This window comes from Luteitalea pratensis (assembly GCF_001618865.1).
Taxonomy (GTDB): Bacteria; Acidobacteriota; Vicinamibacteria; order Vicinamibacterales; family Vicinamibacteraceae; genus Luteitalea; species Luteitalea pratensis.
In genome coordinates, this window is the sequence record NZ_CP015136.1 from 669,147 (window position 1) to 687,155 (window position 18,009).

An 18,009-nucleotide genomic window follows, 5' to 3' on the forward strand; every position below is an offset into this window, starting at 1 on the left:
GATACCCGGTACCCCGCGTGCTAAGATCCCGAGGTTTTACGACGTTCTGCCGAGGAGTCCCACGCGATGTCCGGCCACTCGAAATGGCACACGATCAAGCACAAGAAGGGCGCGCTCGACGCCAAGCGCGGCAAGATCTTCACGCGCATCATCAAGGAGCTGTCGGTCGCCGCACGTAGCGGCGGTGGCGACCCGGCGATGAACCCGCGGCTGCGCACGGTCATCGCCGAGGCCAAGTCCGTCAACATGCCCAACGACAACATCGCCCGCGCGATCCGGCGCGGGACGGGCGAGGAAGATGGCGTCAGCTACGACGAGATCACCTACGAGGGTTACGGCCCCGGCGGCGCGGCCGTGATCATCGAGACCCTGACCGACAACCGCAACCGCACCGTGGGCGAATTGCGCCACATGCTGACCAAGTACGGCGGCAGCCTCGGTGAGACCAACAGCGTTGCCTGGATGTTCGATCGCAAGGGCTACATCGTCGTCGACAAGACCGCGGCTGAAGAGGAGGCGCTGATGAGCGCCGTGCTCGAGGCCGGCGCCGACGACATGGGCGACGATGGCGACAACTGGGAAGTGACGACCGACGTCGGTGGCTACGAGGCGGTGCTCGAGGCCGTCAAGCAGCTCGGCGTCGAGCCGTCCACCGCGCAGGCGATGGCGATGCTGCCCAAGAACACCATCAAGCTCGAAGGCAAGACCGCCCAGCAGATGCTCAAGCTGATGGACGCGCTCGACGACCACGACGACGTCAAGCAGGTGTGGTCGAACTTCGACATCGAGGAGAAGGAGATCGAGGCCTCGATGGCATGAGGATCTTCGGGATCGATCCCGGGTCGGTACGCACGGGGTACGGCTGCATCGAGGCCAGCGGCACACGCTGCGCCTTGATCTGCAGCGGTGCCATCGTGCCGCCCGCCCGGAGCACGTTCCCGGACAAGCTCAGGATCATCTATCTCGAACTCGCTGAACGGCTCGCCGACGCCCGCCCCGACTGCGTCGCGATCGAGAGCCTTTTCCACGGATTGAACACCCGCAGTGCGTTCGCCCTGGCCCATGCCCGCGGTGTGATGCTGCTGGCGGCCACGCAGGCCGGGCTGCCGGTTGTCGAGTACGCGCCGGCCGAGGTCAAGCGCGCGGTCGTCGGCTTCGGGCGTGCCGAGAAGCCGCAGGTGCAGCAGATGGTGACGCTCCTGCTCGGTCTCGCTGTTCCACCCAAGCCGCTCGACATCTCCGACGCGCTCGCCGTCGCGCTGTGCCACGCACACACCGCCGCGGCGGTCGTGCCCCAGGCCGACGCCTCGCCGTTCGCTCGTGGACGACGGGTCACCAGCTGGCGACAGCTGCGGCCCGAGGACCTGGAGCACCGGTGATTGCCGCCCTGCGTGGCCGGCTGATGGAAAAGCAGCCGGCGCGGCTGATCGTGGACGTCGCTGGCGTCGGCTACGACGTCCAGGTGCCGCTCTCGACGTACGGCAGGATCGGCGATGTCGGCGGCGACGTCAGCTTACGCGTGTACACCCACGTTCGAGAGGAGCAGATCGCCCTGTTCGGCTTCCTGACCGCGCTCGAGCAGCAGATCTTCGAGCGGTTGATCTCGGTCAACGGGATCGGCCCCAAGGTGGCGCTGGCCGTGCTGTCCGGGATTGCGCCGGGGGATCTCGTGGCCTCCGTCCAGGGCAACGAACCGGCGCGACTGACCACGATTCCCGGCATCGGCCGCAAGACCGCTGAACGGATCGTGCTCGAACTTCGCGATCGCCTGCCAGCGGCACTGCCGGTCAGCGCCGATCCGGTCACGCCCGGCAGTATCGTTCGCGCCGATTTGCTGTCCGCGCTCGTCAATCTCGGCTACCAGCGCCCAGTCGTCGAGAAAGCGGTGGGTGACGTGTTGAAGGCGCAGCCGGCGGCAACCTTCGACGAGGCGCTTCGCCAGGCCCTTGGCCGGCTGGCACGCGCGTGAGCGGCGAGCCAGGCATGCCGGACTCGCGTGTGGTGAGCGGACGCAGCGGCGACGACGACGCGCAATACGAGGCCGGCCTGCGGCCGCGCACGCTCGACGACTACATCGGCCAGGACCGCGTGCGCGAGAACCTGCAGGTGGCGATCGCGGCGGCTCGCCAGCGTGGCGAAGCGCTCGACCACGTGCTGGTCTCGGGCCCACCGGGTCTCGGCAAGACCACGCTCGCGTACGTCATTGCGAACGAACTCGGGGTCTCGATGAAGGCCTCTTCGGGACCGGTCATCGAGCGCCCCGGCGATCTCGCGGCGATCCTGACGACGCTGCAGCGCCACGAGGTCCTGTTCATCGACGAGATCCACCGCCTGGCACCCGCGATCGAGGAGATTCTCTATCCGGCGATGGAGGACTACGAGCTCGACATCGTCATCGGACAGGGACCGGGCGCACGATCGGTCAAGGTGCCGGTGCAGCCGTTCACCCTGGTCGCGGCGACGACCCGTACGGGCCTGCTGACGGCGCCCTTGCGCAGCCGCTTCGGCATCGTGCACCGGCTGGATTACTACACCGAGGCGGACATGATCGAGATCGTGACCCGCTCCGGACGTATTCTCGGCGTACCGCTGTCAGCCGACGCGGCAACCGAGGTGGCGAGGCGTTCGCGGGGCACACCCCGCATCGCCAACCGCCTGCTCCGGCGCGTGCGCGACTACGCGCAGGTGCGGGCCGACGGCACGGTGACCCTGGATGTCGCGCAGGCAGCGCTCGTGCTGCTCGAGGTGGACGCCTACGGGTTCGACGAGGTCGATCGGCGGCTGCTGCGAACGATCATCGACAAGTTCGATGGCGGGCCTGTCGGCGTCAACACGTTGGCGGCCGCGCTCGGCGAGGAGCGCGACGCCATCGAGGACATCTACGAGCCCTTCCTGATGCAGGTGGGCTTTCTCGAGCGGACGCCGCGTGGACGCATGGCGACGCGCCGCGCGTACGCTTTCTTCGGGCTCGAGGAGCCCGGAAAGGACAATCGCCTGTGGTAACGGAGTCTGCGGCGCGCCTGCACGGCGTCCTCAGCGGCGGCCGGCCCACGGTCCAGCCCTGCATCAGCGGGCTGGCCACGTACCTGCCGCCCCGCACGCTGACCAATGCCGACCTCGAGAAGATGGTCGACACCAACGACGAGTGGATCCTGCAGCGGACCGGCATCCGCAAGCGTCACATCGTCGATCCGGGCGTCGCCACGTCGGACCTCGCCGCGGAGGCCTCTCGCGCCGCCATCGCGCAGGCGGGCCTCAAGCCGACCGACATCGACGTGATCGTCGTCGGCACGACGACGCCGGACACGATGTTCCCCAGCACCGCCTGCCTGCTGCAGCACAAGATCGGCGCGTCAGGGGCGTGGGGCTTCGATCTCGGCGCCGCCTGCTCCGGCTTCACCTACGCCTTGACGACGGCAGCGGGATTCGTGAGTGCGGGCATGGCGCGGCACGCGCTCGTGGTCGGCGCCGACGTGATGTCGAGCATCATCGACTACACCGATCGCACCACGTGCGTGCTCTTCGGCGATGGCGCCGGCGCCGTGGTCGTGTCGCCGTCACCTGGCGACGATCTCGGGTTGATCGACTTCACGCACGAAGTCGATGGCAGTGGCGGCCCGGCGCTGTGCATGCCGGCTGGTGGATCGAAGCTGCCGGCCTCGCACGAGACCGTCGACAAGCGGCTGCATTACGTCCACCAGGACGGGCAGAGCGTGTTCCGGTTCGCCGTGCGCAAGAACGAGGAAGTGTGCCGGCGCCTGATGGACCGGAACGGCATCACCGCCGCCGATCTCGATCTGTTCGTGTCGCACCAGGCCAACAAGCGGATCATCGAGTCTGCCGCGCAACGCCTCGGCGTGCCACCCGCGAAGATGGTCTTGAACATCGGCGAGTACGGCAACACCACGGCGGCGACCATCCCGCTCGCCCTGAACGACGCCGTCCGAGACGGCCGTCTCAAGAAGGGCGACCTGGTGATGTTGGCGTCGGTCGGCGCCGGCTTTACGGTGGGAGCAGTGCTGCTTCGCTGGTCTTACTAACGCCTAACGCCTAACGTTCCCGCCTCAGGTCTCAGGCCTCAGGTCTCAGGTCTCAGGTCTCAAGCCTCAAGCCTCAAGCCTCAGGTCTCAAGAGGCATGGTGAATAAAAAAAGCGGCTCGCGTTGATCGAGCCGCCCTGTCTTTTGTACCCGGTACCCGGCACCCGGCACCCGGCACCCGGCGTGACCGATGACGGTCCAGCATCCAGCATCCAGCATCCAGCGTCAAGCGTTAAGCGTCAAGCGTTACCGATGTCGTTGCCGAGGGCGGCCCGCTCGGCCTTGGCCTTCTCGGCCTCCTCGAGCTTCACGAGGCCGCGACGGATGGCGGCGGTGGCGGCCTGGGTGCGGTCGCGAACGCCGAGCTTGCCGAGCAGGCCGTTCACGTAGGACTTGATCGTGCCCTCGGTGGTGTTCAACTCCTGCGCGATCTCGCGGTTGCTGTGGCCGCCGACGATGAGCCGCAAGACGTCCATTTCGCGACGCGTGAGGTCGGTGCGGCCGGCCTGGTCGAGGACCTGGGTGATGCGCGGCGGGATGTACTGCCGTCCCTCGTGAACGGCGATGATGGCCTCGAACAGCTCGTCGCTCGGCATTCCCTTGAGCACGTACGCGGCGGCGCCGGCAGACAGCGCCCGTGCGATGTCCACGTCGCCTTCGTACACGGTGAGCACGACGACGCGCGCCTCGGCGAACTCGGCACGGATGGCGCGGATGGCCTCGGGACCCTCCATCACCGGCATCCGGAGATCCATGATCGCGAGGTCGGGTTGGGTGCGGCGGAACGCGGCGACGGCTTCCTCGCCGTTGCTCGCCGTCGCGACGACCGAGAACCGCGGGTCGCGCTCGAGCACCGCGACGAGGCCCTGCCGCAGGATGTCGTGGTCATCAGCCACGAGGAGCCGGATTGGGGAACGTACTTCGCTGGTCACAGCGACTCCTTCGGGCAGTCCACGCCCATCCCGGTTGAGATCGGCGACCGGCATGAATTGGTGAAGCGCTTGCCTTCGCCCACTCACGCACGCTTCGGCGTGGCAGGCCCGCCGGCTTTCATCTCTGCCCTACGACGCCATGATGATGGCACAAACTGCCGGCTCTGAACTGACCAGCTCTCAGTTCACCCGATGTCGGGGACGAGCACTGCCACAGGGGCTGCCTGGAGCACCTGGGCGAGGAACATCCACTGCTCGGCGGCGGTCCGGGTCGACGTCAGCTGCGCACCCGTCAGCAGGTCCCGCCACGCAGTTCCCGGAGTGTCGTCCGGCAGGAGCACGCGCGACGTCGCCCAGGCCGGCCCGACAGGCCAGGCGCCCGGCAAGCGCGCCGTGCGCAAGCCCGCAACCACGAGCGCCCACCCATCACCGTCGTGCCTCCTCGCAAAGGCCATGGCCGACGCACTTACCGCCAGTTCGACATGCAGCGGCCGGTAGTCGCCGCGCAGCCACAGTTCCGGGCGGGCCCGCCGGGCCCGCAGCAGGGTCGACACCACATGCAATTTCAGTCGCCCGTCGGGCCACGCGTCCAGCCAGCGCGAGACGTTGCTCGGGCCGAACCGGTCGCATTCCCGCTCCGCGTCAAGGTCCCGCAAGCGCGTCGCCAGCGCCTCGAACGGCGCCGGCCGGCGGTTGTCGGGGTCGACGAGATCGAACTTCCAGCCCTCGGAGCCCTGGTAGGTGTCCGGGACGCCCGGCGAGGTCAGCTTCAGCACCGTCTGCGCCAGCGAGTTGCAGACGCCACGCGTAGCCAGCTGCGCCGCCAGTGGCCGGAGGACGCCGAACACCCGCGGGGCGATGGATCCGCCGAGCACCTCGTCCACGTACGACGCGGTGGCCGCTTCATAGGCCTCGTTCTGTGCGATCCAGCTCGTATGCCGCTTGGCCTCGCGAATCGCCTTCAGCATGTACGCCTGCAGCCGCGCGATCAGGTCGGCCGGCGCCGGGGCGTCGAAGGAAAGCCCGGGGGGCCAGCATCCGAGCAACACCTGCAGGAAGCGGCACTCGTCGTGGCGATCGGGGGCCCAGGCTCCGCGCAGCAGCGTCCGTGCGGACGCCGAAACCCGGAGCACGCGTCCGAGCGCCTCCTGCCACTCGTCGGCCAGTTCCGAGAGCGCATGGATGCGAGCGCGCACGTCCTCTCCGAGCTTGGTGTCGTGCGTCGACAGCGTGGTCATCTCCGCCGGCCAGTCGCGCTGCCGTGCGGCGTTGGCCGCGTGCACGTCGTCCACCGAGTGGACGCCCGCACCAGGGTCGGCGCCGACCTCGTTCATCGACACCAGCACGTTGTAGCGATAGAACGTCGTGTCCTCGACGCCCTTGGCCTGCACCGGGCCGGTGTACTGCTGCAACTTCATCGCAAAGGCCAGCCGGCGCTCGTACATCGACAGCGGCCCCTGGGCCGCGTGCGTGTCGTCGGGCGGCGAGGGCAGCAGCACCTGCCTGAGGAAGCGGAAGAGGGACCGTTCCATCGCCGGATTGCGCCGCTCCGCCTCGGCGATCGTCCGGTCGATGATGGCCTCGTCCTCGTGCGTCCAGCCTCGCGGGCTCACGTACGTGCGATACACGGGGATGCACGCCACGTACTCGGCGATCAGCTCGCGGAGGCTGTTGAGCGTGAAGTCTCTGGTGTGGCGATCGGCGCGCGCGATGCGCGCCAGGGCATCGGCGAGCACGCCCAGCTCGCTCGACATCGCCGTGTTCATGATCAGTGTCTTGGCGTCGTAGACGATGTCGGCAAGCGGTTCCCGCACGCCTGTCGTCCGCGCGTGCAGCCGTCGCAGCCGCCTCACGCCGGTCGGGTCGAGGAAGAGCCCGTTGATCTCGTTGAGGAAGTTGTAGCCGGTCGTGCCATGCACCTGCCAGTCGTCACGCAGGCGTTCGCGGCCCGAGAGAATCTTCTCCGCCACCACGTACAGCGGTGCGTCCTGCCCGGTCTCGTCGCGCGCGAGCTGTTGCAGCCGCCGGAAGTAGGCCTCCGGATCGAACAGCCCGTCGGGATGGTCGAGCCGCAGCGCATGCACCTGCCCCTCGCGCAGCCAGCGGCCGATCAGCTTGTGCGTCGCGTCGAACACGGTTTCCTGCTCCACGCGCACGCCGGCGAGGTCGTTGATGTCGAAGAAGCGCCGGTAATTGATCTCGTCGACGGCGGTGCGCCACGACGCGAGCCGGTACGGTTGCGCCTCCAGCAGCCCGTGCAGTTCGTCGTACGACGACAGCTGCCCCTGCTGGCCGTTGACGTGCGTCACGGCCTGCACGATGGCCTCGAGCACGAACGGCGTCTCCTCCACCAGGCGCAACAGGCGGCCGCGAAGCACCTCCTTCTCGCGTTGCCGAACCGCGATCCGCTCGGGATGGGTGTCGGTGTACGGCGGCAGGTTGTGCAGGCCCTCGAGGATGCTCTGGAACTCGATGACCGCCGCATGCGCATCGCCGAGTTCACCGACGAGCGTCGGCACCGCGTGCCGGAAGACGAGCGGCGTCTGTCGCGGGTTGATCGGCAGCCGATGATCGAAGTAGCACAGGCCCAGCCGACCATCCTCGTACTCCAGCTGCAGTTCGCCCCGATCGAGCGCCGCGCCGTACTGGTCGCCGAGGATCGGCCACAGGACCTTCTGCCGCAGGTGTGGCGTGATCGGGTCCCAGTCGATGTCGAAGTACTCCGCGTACGGTGAACACGGACCGTTCTCGAGCACCTCGCGCCACCAGGGGTTGGCACGGGGGTCGACGCCCATGTGATTGGGCACGATGTCGGCGAGCAGCCGCAGCCCGTGCGTCGCCGCGCCGCGCGACATGCGAGCGAGATCCTCCTCCGTGCCGAGGTCCGGATTGAGCGCGGCATGGTCGACGATGTCGTAGCCGTGCGTGCTGCCGGGGCGTGCCTTGAGCATCGGCGACAGGTACAACGCCTCCACGCCCAGACTTGCGAGGTACGGGGTGATCGCTTCCACGTCCGCCAGGCGCAGGTCCGGCCCGAGCTGCAAGCGGTACGTACTCGTCGGCGTCCACGCCGGCGGGTCAATCCTCATCGCGCGCCTCGGGCAGGTGCAGCACGATGCCGAAAGGCTCGCGGCCAGCCTCGATCACGAGGGACGTGTCCGCGGCGTGCACCCCCAGGACCACGCGGCGATCTGGTCTCGGCGTTGTCGCATGCAGCACCTGCAACGGCATGCCTGGCCGTGTGACTCCGGCAATCGTGCGCACTGCTGTCCCCGAGAAGTCGATGAACGTCAGCAGCCGGCCGCCGCGGTCCGAAGGCTGCTCGAGCCAGACGCCGTGCGGCCCGGCAGGCTCGCATCGGATGCGCGATCGCTCGCGCGGCTGTGCCGAGAGGTGCGCGCGCCGCACCGCCAGCAGTGCGCGCGTTTCCGCGAGCACGTGGGCGTGGCGCGGTTCGGTGCGCTCCTCCCAGTCGAGCACGCTGCTGCGCCAGGTCCATTCCGCCTGCGGGCTCGGGATCCGCTGACGCGCCTCGGGATCGTTGAACGTCGAGAAGCGGACGAACTCGCGCCGCCGGCCTTCGACGACCAGTTCACCGAGCCTCGCCTCGTGGTCGGTGAAGAAGAGGAACGGCGACGAGGCAGCCCACTCCTGGCCCATGAACAGCAGCGGTGTCTCCGGCGCCATCAGCAGCAGGGTCGTCGCTGCGAGCCATGCGGCCTCGCCGACCTGGTGGTGCAGGCGGTCGCCGTGGGCGCGGTTGCCGACCTGATCGTGGTTCTGCAGGCAGATCACCGAGGCCTCGACGGGCACGCCGGCCGGAGACGTGCCGCGCGGGCCGTCGTAATGCGACGCGTGCTGGCCGGTGAACACCCAGCCGTCACGCGCGGCGGCCGCGATCTCGTCGGTGCTGCCGCGGAAGTCGGCAAACCACGCTTCGTGGTCGCCGGCAAGATGCCGCCGGACGGCGTGATGGAAGTCGTCGGCCCACACGCCTGTCATGCCGTACCCGCCCTGCTCGAGCGGGTGCAGGAGCGTGTCGAGGTTGCGATCGTCCTCCGCGATCAGGTGCACATGGCGATGCCCCACGTGCGCGGCGAGTTCGCGGGCCATTTGCGCCAGGATGTGCTCGGGGCTGTCATCAGCGAGGGCGTGAGTGGCGTCGATCCGCAACCCGTCCAGGTGGTACTCGATCAGCCAGTGCAGGGCGTTGTCGCAAATCAGTCGCCGCACGTGCGCGCAGCCGGGGCCGTCGAGATTGATGCCGCGTCCCCACGGGGATGCGCGACGGTCGCTGAAGATCGTCGGCATCCACGCCGCGACATACGCCCCGTCGGGGCCCAGGTGGTTGTAGACGACGTCGAGCAGCACCGCGAGTCCGAGGGCGTGCGCGCGATCGATCAGCGTGCGCAAGTCGTCCGGGTGGCCGTACCGTTCCGAGGGCGCGAAGAGGGCGGCGCCGTCGTAGCCCCAGTTGCGCGCGCCCGGAAAGGCGGCGACCGGCATCAGTTCGACGGCGGTGATGCCGAGATCGACGAGGTCGGCCAGACGTTCGGCGGCCGCCGCGAAGGTGCCCTCCGGCGTGAACGTGCCGACGTGCAGTTCGTAGATCACGAGCCGATGCCGGGCGACGCCGCGCCAGTTCGCGTCCGTCCAGGCAAACGCGTCGGGATCGATCAGCATCGACGGTCCGTGCACGCCATCGGGCTGCCACCGGCTGCAGGGGTCCGGCCACGGCTCGTTGTCGTCGCGTTGCAGTCGGTACCGGTCACCGGGGCGCGCGCCGACCATGCGGGTTTCAAACACGTCCGGCGCGACTCGCGCCATCTCGACCGAAGGCACCCCGTCGAAGTGCACGCGCACCGTCGTCGCGCCTGGCGCGCAGACCCGCAACCGCACGCCGGACTCGTCCAGGCGTGGGCCGAAGGCCGGCGTCCAGCGTCCACGCATCACCGGTCACCCACGGGGCGTGCGGCGAGATCCTGGAGCACGGCCTGGGCCTGGTGCCGCCTGTCCTCGCCAGCGCTGACGGCATCGACGAGCAGGCGCCACAGCAGTCCAACCCGGAGGCCCTCGATCAGGTCCGATACGGAGCCCGTACTCGTCCCCGCGGCCGCGAGTTCCTCCTGCCAGCCACGGACGAGGGCCCACGTGGCGATGGACCACCAGGCGCGTGCCGCAGGATCCTGGGGATCGCGATGACCGGCCTGCTGCAGGGCGGTGAGGGCGGCGTAGGCCAGGTCGGCAGCCAGCGCCGCGATGTCCCGTTCCCCATAGTCGCTCGTGCCGCGTGTCCCGGGTGTGCTGTCGTCTGGATCCACCGGGGCCGGCTCGCCGTCGGACCACCGCCAGCGCGCGAGCGCGCCGAGGACCTGCCGTGACGCCAGGATCCGGCGCCCCGCGGGCGAGTCGATCAACGTCGCCCACCGGCTGCGGACCTGGTCCGGCAGATCGGAGAGCGCCGCGAGCGCTGCATCGGCCAGTTCCCGGTCCTTCGACGGGAACGTGTCGCTGCCTGCCGCATCCTGGGCCGCGTTTGCCGCACCCGTCGCGACGATGGCCATGTGGGTGGCAGCCACGCGCCGCCCCATCACCCGTGCCATCGCCTCGACCTCGTGCAACGGCTCGCTGTCGAGCCGCGGCGCGTCACGACCTTCGCGCAGCCAGGCGAACGGATCCGGCCGGTCGGCCATCGTTCGCGGTTCCGCAATCCATCGCTGGGCCAGCTGGCGCGACCGATCCCATCCGTCATCGGTGAATGGCACCTGGGATCGCAGCAGCACGAACGGCCAGCGCCGGTTGTCGGGCGTGAGCAGATCGAGGTTCGCGTAGGCCATCGGCAGTTCGACGTCCAGATTGTGCGCCAGCGCGCCGAGCAGCAGTTGCTCGTGCGATCGGCCCGGCAGGAGTCTTCGGCGAATCTTCAGTTCGGCGGCCGCGCCACACGTGATCACCGTCTGCCCGAGCGTCGTCGGCATCAGCGTGTACGGCTCGTGGTCGGCGAGCACGGCAGGCCCCTGCGACGCCGCGTCGAAGATGCCGTCGCGACCCGCCAGGCGCGTGCCGTCGGTGAGCATCCGCATCAGCACGCGGGCGGCGTCGGCCTCGATCACCTCGTGCAGCGTGCCCCTGCGCGCGCCGGCGATGCGAGCCAGTACGCGATCGGGGTGGCGCTCCAGGATCTCCTCGCCTCGCAGACCGCTGGTGAACGTCAGCACCAGGCCATAGCGATAGGTGTCCACGTCGCTTTCCACGTCCACCGCCGCGAGCACGATCGGATCGGCGCCTCCCCGCGCCAGGGCGTGGCTGGCAATCCGCACGCTGCGCACGGACGCGCCGGGCGCGCGATACCAGGACTGGCGTTCGAGGTACGGGCGCAGGTACCGGCGCTCGAGGATCGCGCGGCCGGGTCCGTCGAACAACGTGTCCCAGCGCTCGCTCACCAGCAGGTCGGGCATCGCGTGGCGCCGCTGATCGGCGACCGCCTCGCCTTGCACTCGCGGGTCGTTCGCGTCAAGGACGTGCAGCCAGTACCAGCCGTATGGCGCCAGCGTCAGCCCCAGCCCGCCTCTCTCGAGGGGTGGCATCCGTGTGCTCCCCAGCATCTCCACGTGCACGCGATCGTGCCGTGTCTGGACCTGCGCCGCCTGCACGTGCGCCGAGAGATTGGCGACCACCAGGACCGTGTCGTCCTGATGCGTGCGGAGGAACGCCAGGACCTTGCGGTTGCCGGTCTCGACAAACTCGATGGCGCCACGCCCGAAGGTCGGGTGGGCCTGGCGCATCGCGATCATGCGCCGTGTCCAGTTGAGCAGCGACGCTGGCGATCGCTCCTGTGCCTCGACGTTGACCGCCTGGAATCCGAAGACCGGATCCATCACCGGCGGCGCGCACAGGCGCTGTGGATCCGCGCGCGAGAAGCCGCCATTGCGATCGCCGGTCCACTGCATCGGCGTCCGCACGCCGTGGCGGTCCGACAGGTAGATGTTGTCGCCCATGCCGATCTCGTCGCCGTAGTAGACGACCGGCGTACCCGGCAGCGACAGCAGCAGCACGGTGAGCAGTTCGACGCGGCGCCGATCGCCGTCGAGCAGGGGCGCGAGCCGGCGGCGGATGCCGACGTTGATGCGCATCCGCGGATCCTCGGCGAAGGCGCCATACATGTACTCGCGCTCCTCGGGGGTCACCATCTCCAGCGTCAGTTCGTCGTGGTTGCGCAGGAACAGCGCCCATTGGCAACTCGCCGGGATGTCGGGTGTCTGTCGCAGGATCTCGACGATGGGCTCGCGGTCCTCGCGCTCGATGCCCATGTAGAGACGGGGCATCAGCGGGAAGTGGAACGCCATGTGGCACTCGTCACCGGAGCCGAAATAGGCGCTGACGTCGGAGGGCCACTGGTTGGCCTCGGCAAGCAGCACGCGTCCGGGATACTCGGCGTCCATGAACTTGCGGACCTGCCGGATGATCGCGTGCGTCTCCGGCAGGCTCTCGCACGACGTGCCCTCGCGCTCGATCAGGTAGGGAATCGCATCGAGCCGGAAGGCATCGACGCCGAGATCGAGCCAGAACCTCATCGCGCGCAGCATCGCCCGTATCACCCGCGGGTTCTCGAAGTTGAGGTCGGGCTGGTGATGGAAGAAGCGATGCCAGTAGAACGCGCCTGCCGCCGGATCCCACGTCCAGTTGGACGTCTCCGTGTCCGTGAAGATGACGCGCGTGTCCTCGTACTTGCGGTTGGTGTCACTCCAGACGTAGAAGTCGCGTGCCGGTGATCCCGGCGGCGCGTGCCGCGCGGCCTGGAACCAGGGATGCTGGTCCGACGTGTGGTTCATCACCAGTTCGGTGATCACCCGCAGTCCACGCGCGTGTGCCTCCCGCAGGAACCGCCGCACGTCGCGGAGCGTGCCGTATGCCGGGTGCACGCCCTGGTAATGGGCGATGTCGTACCCGTCGTCGCGCAGCGGCGACGGGTAGAAGGGCAGGATCCAGATCGTGTTGATCCCGAGCGCCTGCAGGTAGTCGAGTTTCCGGACCAGGCCGACGAAGTCGCCGATGCCATCGTCGTTGCCGTCGAAGAAGGTGCGGACGTGCACCTGGTAGATGACGGCGTCCTTGTACCAGTCCGGCTGCGTGGGCCGCGAGAACTCTTCCATGTCATCCCGGAAAGCAAAATCGCACGCCTGATCGCGACCGGAACGGCAGCGGGGCGTGCGAGAGCCGGCCAACCCTGCCGCCCCCGATCAAGGGCGGCCGTAAGCCGGAAGTGACAGGACAATCTTACCGGACAGTGGAGCGCGTTCGCTCATCCGCGCGCAGCAGCACCACTGAGAGCCCGGCCACCGGGTACTTGCCACGCTCGGCCGGGGCCACGGGCTGATGCTCGATGCCGGTATCGAAGAGGCGCGTCCAGGCCAGTCCGGTGCTGAGTTTCGGCAGCTTGAACGACACAGGTGTGGTCGCCGCGTTGAGCAGGACCAGCAACGTGTCGTCGACGATCGGCTCGCCGCGGTCGTTCACCTCGTCCATGGCCACGCCGCTCAGCCGCATTCCCAGGCAGCGGACATGCGGCGCGGACCACATCGCGTCGGACATCTCGACGCCGGATGGGTCGAACCACGCCAGGTCCTTCACGCCCTCGCCGCGCAAGGGCCGGCCCTGGAAATACCGCTGCCGGCGCAGCACCGGGTGCTTTTGCCGCAGCGCAATCAACATCCGCGTGAACTCGAGGAAATCGCGATCCTCGTCCGAACGGTCCCAACGAAACCAGCTGAGGTCGTTGTCCTGGCAGTACGCGTTGTTGTTGCCGTTCTGCGTCCGGCCGATCTCGTCGCCGCCGGCGATCATCGGTACGCCCTGCGACAGCAGGAGCGTGGCCATGAAGTTGCGGCGCTGCTGCACCCGCGCCTGGCGAATCGCCGGATCCGCGGTCGGGCCCTCGACGCCGAAGTTCATGCCGAGGTTGTTGGACTCGCCGTCGCGGTTCTGCTCGCCGTTGGCCTCGTTGTGTTTCTGTTCGTAGCTGACCAGGTCGGCGAGCGTGAAGCCATCGTGACAGGTGACGAAGTTGATGCTCGCGCTCGGCAGCCGGCCGGTGGGCTCGTACAGGTCACTGCTGCCGGCGAGCCGCGTCGCGAACTCGGACACCTGGCCACCGTCACCGCGCCAGAAGCGGCGCACCGTATCGCGATAGCGGCCGTTCCACTCGGTCCAGCCGACCGGGAAGTTGCCGACCTGGTAGCCGCCCTCGCCGAGATCCCACGGTTCCGCAATCAGCTTCACCTGTGACAGCACCGGGTCCTGATGGATGATGTCGAAGAAGGAGCCGAGCTTGTCCACCGCGTGCAGCTCGCGCGCGAGCGCGCTCGCCAGGTCGAAGCGGAAGCCGTCGACATGCATCTCGAGCACCCAGTACCGCAGGCTGTCCATGATCAGCTGCAGGACACGCGGGCTCTGCATGTTCAACGTGTTGCCGGTGCCGGTGAAGTCCTCGTAGTAGCGCTTGTCGGACGGCGAGAGCCGGTAGTACGACACGTTGTCGATGCCGCGCAGCGACAGCGTCGGCCCCATGTGACTGCCCTCGCCCGTGTGGTTGTAGACCACGTCGAGGATCACCTCCAGTCCCGCCGCGTGCAGCGCCCGCACCATCGACTTGAACTCGCGGACCGCGCCGTAGGCGGACCGGCTGACCGAATAGCGCAGGTCCGGGGCGAAGTAGCCGAGGGTGTTGTACCCCCAGTAGTTGGAAAGGCTCCCCTTGACCAGGTGCCAGTCGTCGATGTGATGGTGGACGGGCAGCAACTCGACGGCGGTGACCCCGAGCTTCAGCAGGTGTTCGATGGCGGCTTCCGAGGCGAGCCCCAGGTAGCTGCCGCGCAGGTCCTCGGGAATGCCGGGGTGACGCTTCGTGAAGCCGCGCACGTGCAGTTCGTAGATGACCGTCTCGTGCCAGGGTCGTTTGAGGCGGCGGTCGTCGGCCCACGTGAAGGCCGGATCGACGACCGCCGCAAGCGGGGCGTAGGCGGCGTTGTCACGATCGTCCCGGCTGTCGGGTGATCCGATCGTGAACCCGAACATGCTGTCGTGCCAGCGTACGTTGCGCCCGACTGCCTTGGCATAGGGGTCGAACAGCAGCTTGGCAGGATTGAAACGATGACCCGCCCGGAGGTCGTGCGGGCCGTGAACGCGGTAGCCATACAGGTGACCCGGCCGGACCTCTGGCAGGTAGCCGTGCCACACCTGTTCGGTCCGTTGCCGCAACGCAATCCGGTGCATCTCGCGGCCCGCGTACGGCGAGTCGAACAGGCACAGGTCGACGCCGGTGGCGTGCTCCGAGAAGAGCGCGAAGTTGACGCCGATGCCGTCCCAGGTGGCACCGAGCGGGTAAGGGGAGCCAGGCCAGACTTTCATCGTCACCGTGTGCCGCAGGCGCGGTGTTTCCCGTGCCGCGGCGCACAAGTATGCCATTGGAGGCTCAGCAGGAAGGAGGACGGAGGAAGGAGGACGGAGGAAGGAGGACGGAGGAGGGAGGACGGAGGACGGAGGACGGAGGAGGGAGGAGGGAGGAGAGGACAGAGGCACGCAGGCTGTCGACCTCCATCCTCCGTCCTCCCCTCGATCCTCCGTCCTCTATCCTCCGTCCTCTATCCTCCGTCCTGCGGTTACGGGCGACCCGCGTCAGCCGGCCTGCATTGCGGCCCGCCGGCCCAGCGTGTAGCGCAACGCGTCCTCGAGGCGTGGGTAGCGGAACTCGAAGTCGGCGCGCTGGAGTGCGGCAGGCAACACCCGCTTGCTGCTGAGCAGTTCGGCCTGCGCCATCTCGCCGATGACGGCCCTCAGCACGACCGCCGGCACCGGCATCACGGCCGGGCGATGCAGGACCCGCCCGAGGCTCTGCGTGAATTCCGCGTTGGTGACCGAGTGCGGCGCGGTGACGTTGATCGGGCCGCGGACCTGGTCGTGTGCAGCGGCGAACAGCAGTGCCCCGAGCACGTCCGCGATGCTGACCCAGCTCCAGTGCTGCGTGCCCGGGCCGAGCCGGCCACCGAGCCCCAGCCTGAAGGGCAGCGTCATCTTGCCGAGGGCGCCGCCGCGAGCGTCGAGGATGATGCCGAACCGGGGATGGACGACACGGATGCCCGCGGCGCGGGCAGGCTCGGCGGCGGCTTCCCAGGCCTCGCACACGTCGGCGAGGAAGCCGCCGCCCCTGGGACTCGACTCGGTCAGCACTTCGTCCCCGCGGTCGCCGTAGATGCCCATCGCCGATGCGCTGATGAGGACGCGCGGCGGGACGGGCGCGTCGGCGAGCGATCGCGCAAGGGCACGCGTCGGGCCGATGCGGCTGTCGCGGATCCGCGCTTTCATCGCCGGTGTCCAGCGGCCACCAGCCACGCTTTCGCCCGCGAGATGGATGACCGCGTCCACCGGCCCCATCGTCGAGGCGTCGACGATGCCCGAGTCGGGGCTCCAGCGGTGCTCATCGGGGCTGCGCGGCGTGCCGCGCACGAGGCGGATCACGTCGTGCCCCGTTCCCTGCAGGAACGGGACGAGAGCCGAACCAACGAGCCCGCTGGCGCCTGTGATCGCAATACGCATATCGAACCTTTTAACGCCGAACGCCGACTGCCGAACTTGGTACCGACCTCTATCCTCCCTCCTTCCCTCTCTCCTCCGTCCTCCGTCCTCCGTCCTCCGTCCTCCATCCTCCATCCTCCATCCTCCATCCTCTTTCCTCCGTCCTCTTTCCTCCGTCCTTGTCGCCCGGCCCAGCACCGGGCGATCATGGGCCGCCCGCATGCGCGTCGACGAGTTCGATTTTCACCTGCCCGAGAGCCAGATCGCGCAGCACCCACCGGCAGAGCGCGGCACGTCGCGGCTGATGGTGCTCGACCGCGCGAGCGGCGAGACCACCATCGGCCATGTCTCGGACCTGACCGCGTGGTTGCGCGCGGGTGATGTGCTCGTGCTCAACGACACCCGGGTCTTCCCGGCGCGCCTGCTCGGCCGACGGCTGCCCGGCGGTGGACGCCTGGAGTGCCTGCTCGTCGCGTCGCACGGAGCCGGCGCATGGGATGCGCTGGTGCACCCGGGACAGCGATTGAAGATCGGCAGCCGGTTCGTGTGTGAGGGCGAGGGTGGAGCGATCCACGGCGAGATCGTCGGACGCAGCGACTACGGCCGGCGCACCGTGCACCTGCGCGCCGAGGGGTTCGCCGACGTGGATGAGGCAATCGAGGCCATCGGGCACATGCCCCTGCCGCCGTACATCCGCCGACCCGATGCCTCCGAAGACCGCGACCGGTACCAGACCGTGTTCGGCACCCACCGCGGGTCGGTCGCAGCCCCAACCGCCGGGTTGCACTTCACGCCCGACCTGCTGGCGCAGTTGCGCGCGATCGGCGTCGAGATCGTGACGATCACGCTGCACGTGGGGTACGGCACGTTCAAGCCGGTGCGCGTGGACATCGTCGAGGAGCACATCGTCGACCCCGAGCGATACGACGTGTCCACGACGGCTGCAGACGCGATCAATCGTGCGAAAGCGGAAGGCCGCCGCGTGGTCGTCGTCGGCACCACCAGCACGCGCGCGCTCGAAAGCGCGGCAGGCGCGGACGGGCGCGTCCGTGCGGGTGCTGCCACCACGACGCTGTACATCCGCCCTGGTCATCGCTTCCAGGTCGTCGACGCGCTGATGACCAACTTTCACGTGCCGCGATCCTCGCTGCTGTTCCTCGTGTGCGCGTTCGGCGGGCGGGAGCACGTGCTGGGCGCCTATGCGCGTGCCATCGACGAGGGATTGCGCTTCTACAGCTACGGCGACGCGATGCTGATTACGTAGCTGCCGGACTTTGTCCGGCAGCCTGTTCGGGCACCGGGTACCGGGCACCGGGTCGTCGACCTTGGTCGACGGTCAGGCTGCGCATCACCCTGGGCCGATGCGCTTCAGCGTTCGGCGTTCAGCGTTCGGCGTTTTCTTCCCGTAGCCGTCGACCTTCCACCTTCGCCAAGGCTACGGCGGGACACGTCAGGTCGACGGGCAGC

Annotated in this window: 12 protein-coding genes; 6 read left to right on the forward strand and 6 right to left on the reverse strand. The window is 68.5% G+C overall.

What is annotated here, in order from left to right:
• The first annotated feature begins 66 nt into the window (after positions 1–66).
• The 5 genes from LuPra_RS02830 to LuPra_RS02850 are packed head-to-tail and all read left to right on the forward strand — an operon-like array spanning position 67 to position 4,040.
• Positions 67–819 carry a YebC/PmpR family DNA-binding transcriptional regulator gene (locus LuPra_RS02830; RefSeq protein WP_110169353.1) on the forward strand — a complete coding sequence of 251 codons (753 nt, stop codon included), beginning with the start codon at positions 67–69 and terminating at the stop codon, positions 817–819.
• A complete protein-coding gene (ruvC, locus tag LuPra_RS02835; protein ID WP_110169354.1) occupies positions 816–1,379 on the forward strand; it encodes a crossover junction endodeoxyribonuclease RuvC in 564 nt (187 codons plus the stop codon). Before LuPra_RS02830 ends, ruvC begins: the two co-directional genes overlap by 4 nt.
• A complete protein-coding gene (gene ruvA / locus LuPra_RS02840) occupies positions 1,376–1,969 on the forward strand; it encodes a Holliday junction branch migration protein RuvA (protein WP_234800691.1) in 594 nt (197 codons plus the stop codon). The genes ruvC and ruvA overlap by 4 nt, the downstream gene beginning before the upstream one ends.
• 14 nt (positions 1,970–1,983) lie before the next feature.
• Positions 1,984–3,003 carry a Holliday junction branch migration DNA helicase RuvB gene (ruvB, locus tag LuPra_RS02845; RefSeq protein WP_110174500.1) on the forward strand — a complete coding sequence of 340 codons (1,020 nt, stop codon included), beginning with the start codon at positions 1,984–1,986 and terminating at the stop codon, positions 3,001–3,003.
• A complete protein-coding gene (locus LuPra_RS02850; RefSeq protein WP_234800692.1) occupies positions 2,997–4,040 on the forward strand; it encodes a beta-ketoacyl-ACP synthase III in 1,044 nt (347 codons plus the stop codon). The genes ruvB and LuPra_RS02850 overlap by 7 nt, the downstream gene beginning before the upstream one ends.
• Before the next feature lie 238 nt (positions 4,041–4,278).
• On the opposite strand, the gene LuPra_RS02855 is transcribed toward LuPra_RS02850, so the two are convergent.
• The 6 genes from LuPra_RS02855 to LuPra_RS02885 form a co-directional block, all read right to left on the reverse strand.
• Positions 4,279–4,971: a response regulator gene (locus LuPra_RS02855; protein ID WP_234800693.1), complete on the reverse strand. Its 693-nt coding sequence runs from the start codon at positions 4,969–4,971 to the stop codon at positions 4,279–4,281.
• A 185-nt stretch (positions 4,972–5,156) separates the two neighbouring features.
• Positions 5,157–8,060, reverse strand: a complete 2,904-nt coding sequence (gene treY / locus LuPra_RS02860; RefSeq protein WP_110169356.1) for a malto-oligosyltrehalose synthase — start codon at positions 8,058–8,060, stop codon at positions 5,157–5,159.
• Positions 8,050–9,921, reverse strand: coding sequence for a malto-oligosyltrehalose trehalohydrolase (gene treZ, locus LuPra_RS02865; RefSeq protein ID WP_110169357.1), 1,872 nt, complete (start codon positions 9,919–9,921; stop codon positions 8,050–8,052). The genes treY and treZ overlap by 11 nt, the downstream gene beginning before the upstream one ends.
• Positions 9,921–13,124: a maltose alpha-D-glucosyltransferase gene (gene treS / locus LuPra_RS02870; RefSeq protein WP_110169358.1), complete on the reverse strand. Its 3,204-nt coding sequence runs from the start codon at positions 13,122–13,124 to the stop codon at positions 9,921–9,923. Before treS ends, treZ begins: the two co-directional genes overlap by 1 nt.
• Positions 13,125–13,248: 124 nt before the next feature.
• A complete protein-coding gene (glgX, locus tag LuPra_RS02875) occupies positions 13,249–15,378 on the reverse strand; it encodes a glycogen debranching protein GlgX (protein WP_110174502.1) in 2,130 nt (709 codons plus the stop codon).
• Between the two features lie 267 nt (positions 15,379–15,645).
• Complete coding sequence (locus tag LuPra_RS02885) at positions 15,646–16,563, reverse strand: TIGR01777 family oxidoreductase (RefSeq protein ID WP_110174503.1); 918 nt, start codon at positions 16,561–16,563, stop codon at positions 15,646–15,648.
• A 199-nt stretch (positions 16,564–16,762) separates the two neighbouring features.
• On the opposite strand from LuPra_RS02885, the gene queA reads away from it, so the two are divergent.
• On the forward strand, positions 16,763–17,806 hold the full coding sequence (queA, locus tag LuPra_RS02890; RefSeq protein WP_110169360.1) for a tRNA preQ1(34) S-adenosylmethionine ribosyltransferase-isomerase QueA: 1,044 nt from the start codon (positions 16,763–16,765) through the stop codon (positions 17,804–17,806).
• The last annotated feature ends 203 nt before the right edge of the window (positions 17,807–18,009 follow it).

Coding starts and splice junctions, on each gene's coding strand:
- LuPra_RS02830 (WP_110169353.1), top strand. CDS start 67: ATGTCCGGCCACTCGAAATGGCACACGATCAAGCACAAGAAGGGCGCG.
- ruvC (WP_110169354.1), top strand. CDS start 816: ATGAGGATCTTCGGGATCGATCCCGGGTCGGTACGCACGGGGTACGGC.
- ruvB (WP_110174500.1), top strand. CDS start 1,984: ATGCCGGACTCGCGTGTGGTGAGCGGACGCAGCGGCGACGACGACGCG.
- treY (WP_110169356.1), bottom strand. CDS start 8,060: ATGAGGATTGACCCGCCGGCGTGGACGCCGACGAGTACGTACCGCTTG.
- treZ (WP_110169357.1), bottom strand. CDS start 9,921: ATGCGTGGACGCTGGACGCCGGCCTTCGGCCCACGCCTGGACGAGTCC.
- treS (WP_110169358.1), bottom strand. CDS start 13,124: ATGGAAGAGTTCTCGCGGCCCACGCAGCCGGACTGGTACAAGGACGCC.
- glgX (WP_110174502.1), bottom strand. CDS start 15,378: ATGAAAGTCTGGCCTGGCTCCCCTTACCCGCTCGGTGCCACCTGGGAC.
- LuPra_RS02885 (WP_110174503.1), bottom strand. CDS start 16,563: ATGCGTATTGCGATCACAGGCGCCAGCGGGCTCGTTGGTTCGGCTCTC.
- queA (WP_110169360.1), top strand. CDS start 16,763: ATGCGCGTCGACGAGTTCGATTTTCACCTGCCCGAGAGCCAGATCGCG.